Origin of the sequence: Bacillus sp. C30 (assembly GCF_040838255.1) — a bacterium.
Lineage (GTDB): Bacteria > Bacillota > Bacilli > Bacillales > Bacillaceae_G > Bacillus_A > Bacillus_A mycoides.
Genome location: NZ_JBFPJH010000317.1, coordinates 1 through 3703 on the forward strand (window position 1 = coordinate 1; position 3703 = coordinate 3703).

Below are 3703 nucleotides of genomic sequence, written 5' to 3' on the forward strand. Positions count from 1 at the left end.
GTGTATCAGCAACTTGTAGCTACTTATATGAATGCTAGATTCCTCAAAATTATTACATATTTTTTTATCTCGTTCTCTTTTAAACTATATGCTGTATACAACAAAATTATTCATTTATCTAAAGTTTAGAAAACTAAAGATTTGGACATGCTTTTAATAAAATCAAATAATTGAGGTGAAACGCATGTCTTGGTTTAAAAAGCCTAGATCTAATTTAGGTAAATTTTTAGACAATCATGATATTAAACAAGTAGATTTAGCTCAAAACTCCGGTGTGAGTGAAGGAACGATTAGTAAATTGTGTCGAGCAAATACTTTTTATCCTTCATTTAAGAATGGACAAAAGATTATTAAAGCTCTGAAGAGAATGACTCATAAAGAAATCCACCATGATGATTTTTGGATGTAATTTAAAATATATCGTGCATTATAAAAGTTCTCATAAACACATTTTGTTTTACAGCATATTGCTCTAATTTGGATTGCCGATAGTCTGATAATGTGAAAAAGATCATTACTGGAACAATAGCATTCTGTCTTTTATAGATATCTGTTATATGGCCATATAACTGTATTTTATGCTCGTTTGCCTTCATATGTTGCATACGGTCTATTTCAACAAAATGGGGAACATTATCTTCAAAATACGTTGCGTCAGGAATGATCTGATACCGTTGACCATTGATTGAAAACTCTATAGATCTTTCTGTTTTCCATTCTGGAAATCCAAGCCACATCCAGCTTTCGTTTCTCATTAATATGTGCTGTAATTGACTACTTTTCTTTACTTCTCTTGTAATTCCTAATAAATCACGTCCGTTTTTATTTAAATAATATACATGTTCACCAGCTATTTTAGTAATATGACAATATGGAGTCAGATCCTTTAACACACGATTTGCATTTCGAATACTTCCTAAACAATGGATTGCTTGTAATTGTCTCCTGGTTGCAAATTCCAACTTACTTAAACTCGATAAAATCTCGATTTGTCTCGCTCTCTGTTTGAGATTCTGGTGCCTCATTTTGCTTCACAACCTTGTATTGCTTTAGTAACGCCCACATATCTTTATCCTTTAAAAACGGTACCTGGATTTCTTCTGTACGATCAGTCTTAAATAATGCTCTTCCTGGCAGGGATGGCAGATCCTCCAGTCCTGGTTCATCCAAAGCGACTTGGGAAGCAACCGCTGTTGGTAATCAAAAGCCTATTTTCGCATCAGAGTTTTGTTTAATTTGTCTTGGTAATGTATCAGAAGTAGGATATTGAGTGCAAAATATGAGTCGAAACCCTAAACCACCTCCGATTCTTGCGACTTCGGACAACATCTCCTGGCACAAAAATAATACATCACGTTGTTTTTTAGGTAATCCCTGTGTAGGACATAGATTTGCTCCTTCATCGACTATAATAAAACAACGTTCTTTAATTGATGTGTCTATGATATTGGTAAAATAGGACTTCTTCATCTTTTCACGCACCCTTACCAACATTTCTAACGCCTGTTCCGGGTTTTTAGCTACTTCTACAACTTGTGATAGCTCCTTGTAAGGACTAAATTCCAGCCCTTCCCTCAAGTCGATAATATAAATTTTTACGTGTTGAGATTGTTGCAAAATTAAACTAGTCATCACATTTTTTAAAAATACTGTTTTTCCAAACCGTGTCATACCCGACACGCACATATGCGGTGTTTTCTCGAAATCATGATATACATGTTTATCTAGCGCTTTCCCCATCATAACTCTCCATGTATGCTCTTTTAATAGATCCTTAGACCAATTCCACATTTTAAGTATTCGTTGGCTAAATACTCGAATATGAAGCTCGCTTTGATGAAACGATATTTTAACAGGTTTATATAGACCTTCCTCTAATACTTCAGCTAACTTTTGGATTAGTTGACTAGGTACACCAAGTGGTAACTTGTAAACATAATTCATACTTATATCATCTTTAATTTCTTTTAGAAAAATGGGGTATTGTAATTCACCTTTATGCTGTACGCATACCTTTGTAATTTCAAAAAACATTGCAATTTTTTTCTTATCATTCGGTCCATTACTTTGGTAAAAATAAGCTACAGTTATAAAGGTTGCTGGAATTAATAAAAGTGACAACATTCCCTCCATACCTCCTTAAGGTAGTTGAGTCTGTATGGAAGCTTAGAAAAAGCTGTTTAAGATGCACTATAATAATCATTTTCAACTACCACATGTAATACTAACGTAGAAACACATCTAGTATATCCATTAGAACGTACCAAACACTCCCAATCAACAAGCATTTAAGGCCTGCATGTAGCAACCAACCCGGAAGATAAAGACCTTTCTTCTTCAGAAATTTTATTCCTAAGACTGAAGCTCCAGTCACGCCATATACAATCCCTAGCTCTCCAATGATTGTCATATTAACCCCATCCTTTTGGTTTAATGGACAAGTTCCCTTTACCATCCTTAAAAAGTTGATATTCATCTAATAGCTGATTCCAGGAGACAGGTAGTTCATCACCATATAGATCCTCTTCGATTTTTTGACTTAAATAATAATAACCTCGGTATTGTCGGTCCAGGTATACTTCATGTCGTAGCATGTGCTCGCGTATTGCATAAATGTTGTCTTCCTTCTTGGTTCCTTTGTACATTTGCCTGAGTGTTTCTGAAGAGTAGAGATACGGTGTACTATATAACATTTGATACTGACTCATATTCTCACCATCCATATAGTTTTCTAGATACATTAAATACATATGATGGTGATTCGCATTTTCGAATTTGTACACAAAAAATACGCCATTCTATATTTAAGAATGACGTTCGACAATAATCTCCAACAATCGGAACCTATGCTATAATGTCTTAGTAACCGGAAAAGTTAGGGTGCATGGTTGTCATTTCTCTTCTTTCCACTTGTAGTGGGGGAAGGGGGTGAAAAAGCCATGGAAACATTTCTCGAATTTCTTAAAGAAATTATTAAAGGCGTACTACGCGAAAGCATAGCACACCTTTTTAAGAAAAAGTATTTAGAAAACGAGAAATCCACCCTTTCTTATCGCCGTCGCAAGCAAAAGAAAAAGGGTGGATCTCGTAAGACAAAACGTTAAACGATAACCATCACCCTAACGGCTATAGTTACGTAAAAAGATGAGCACATGTTAGCGCATGTTGCTCTCTTTTTTATTGTATGATTTTTAAAGCTGGTATATACCTTAGTTTATACTTATATTATATCACGTGAAAAGTGATTTGCAATCTATACGGATCGTTGCCAAAACTTTATAATACTATAGGTTTTGTTGCAAATATGACGTTAGTTTGAAAGAGACGTATAAATTCCTCTTGGAATCGTTATTTATGCTGTAAGACCAAACAGTTGAGGAAAGAAATCCACTTGATTTTGGTTAGACTTGTCTTGTAAAACAAGTTTCCCTTTTTTAATCCTATGCATCGCTTCTATTCTAGAAATAATGGACTTTACAACATCAGGCTTGTTCCCACTCTTTTCTTAAAATCCCCATTTTAATTGCATCAAAATATTTACTATCTACCATTCTTGCTTGTCTTATCCTTGCTTCTTCTTTCATCCCCATTTTTTCTGCAACTTTCATCATTCTTATATTTCCTGACCAAGTTGACATTCCTAATCGATGCAACTCAGTAGATCTAAATAGAAAGTCAATCCAAAGTTTATAAGCCTCCGCAC

Annotated in this window: 6 protein-coding genes and 2 pseudogenes; 2 read left to right on the top strand and 6 right to left on the bottom strand. The window is 34.6% G+C overall.

Annotated features, from left to right (window positions below; genetic code table 11):
- The first annotated feature begins 184 nt into the window (after window positions 1–184).
- Entirely contained in the window at window positions 185–409 is a 225-nt protein-coding gene (locus AB3X49_RS19285) for a helix-turn-helix domain-containing protein (protein ID WP_000118337.1), read from the top strand.
- Window position 410: 1 nt separating this feature from the next.
- On the opposite strand, the gene AB3X49_RS19290 is transcribed toward AB3X49_RS19285, so the two are convergent.
- The 4 genes and pseudogenes from AB3X49_RS19290 to AB3X49_RS19305 all read right to left on the bottom strand — a co-directional run bounded on the left by AB3X49_RS19290 (window position 411) and on the right by AB3X49_RS19305 (window position 2708).
- On the bottom strand, window positions 411–1025 hold the full coding sequence (locus AB3X49_RS19290) for a replication-relaxation family protein (RefSeq protein WP_367964110.1): 615 nt from the start codon (window positions 1023–1025) through the stop codon (window positions 411–413).
- Window positions 964–2124: pseudogene (locus AB3X49_RS19295) on the bottom strand (FtsK/SpoIIIE domain-containing protein). The gene AB3X49_RS19290 and the pseudogene AB3X49_RS19295 overlap by 62 nt, the downstream one beginning before the upstream one ends.
- Window positions 2125–2224: 100 nt before the next feature.
- Window positions 2225–2410, bottom strand: a complete 186-nt coding sequence (locus AB3X49_RS19300) for a hypothetical protein (RefSeq protein WP_367964112.1) — start codon at window positions 2408–2410, stop codon at window positions 2225–2227.
- Between the two features lies 1 nt (window position 2411).
- Window positions 2412–2708 (bottom strand): hypothetical protein, encoded by a 297-nt coding sequence (locus tag AB3X49_RS19305; RefSeq protein WP_367964115.1) that lies wholly within the window; start codon window positions 2706–2708, stop codon window positions 2412–2414.
- A gap of 231 nt (window positions 2709–2939) precedes the next feature.
- On the opposite strand from AB3X49_RS19305, the gene AB3X49_RS19310 reads away from it, so the two are divergent.
- Window positions 2940–3104: a hypothetical protein gene (locus AB3X49_RS19310; RefSeq protein ID WP_170961022.1), complete on the top strand. Its 165-nt coding sequence runs from the start codon at window positions 2940–2942 to the stop codon at window positions 3102–3104.
- Between the two features lie 248 nt (window positions 3105–3352).
- On the opposite strand, the pseudogene AB3X49_RS19315 reads toward AB3X49_RS19310, so the two are convergent.
- A pseudogene (locus tag AB3X49_RS19315) lies at window positions 3353–3472 on the bottom strand (IS6 family transposase); the annotation flags it as partial.
- 10 nt (window positions 3473–3482) lie between these two features.
- On the bottom strand, window positions 3483–3703 hold a 221-nt coding region (locus tag AB3X49_RS19320), incomplete at its 5' end, for a GNAT family N-acetyltransferase (protein WP_367964117.1).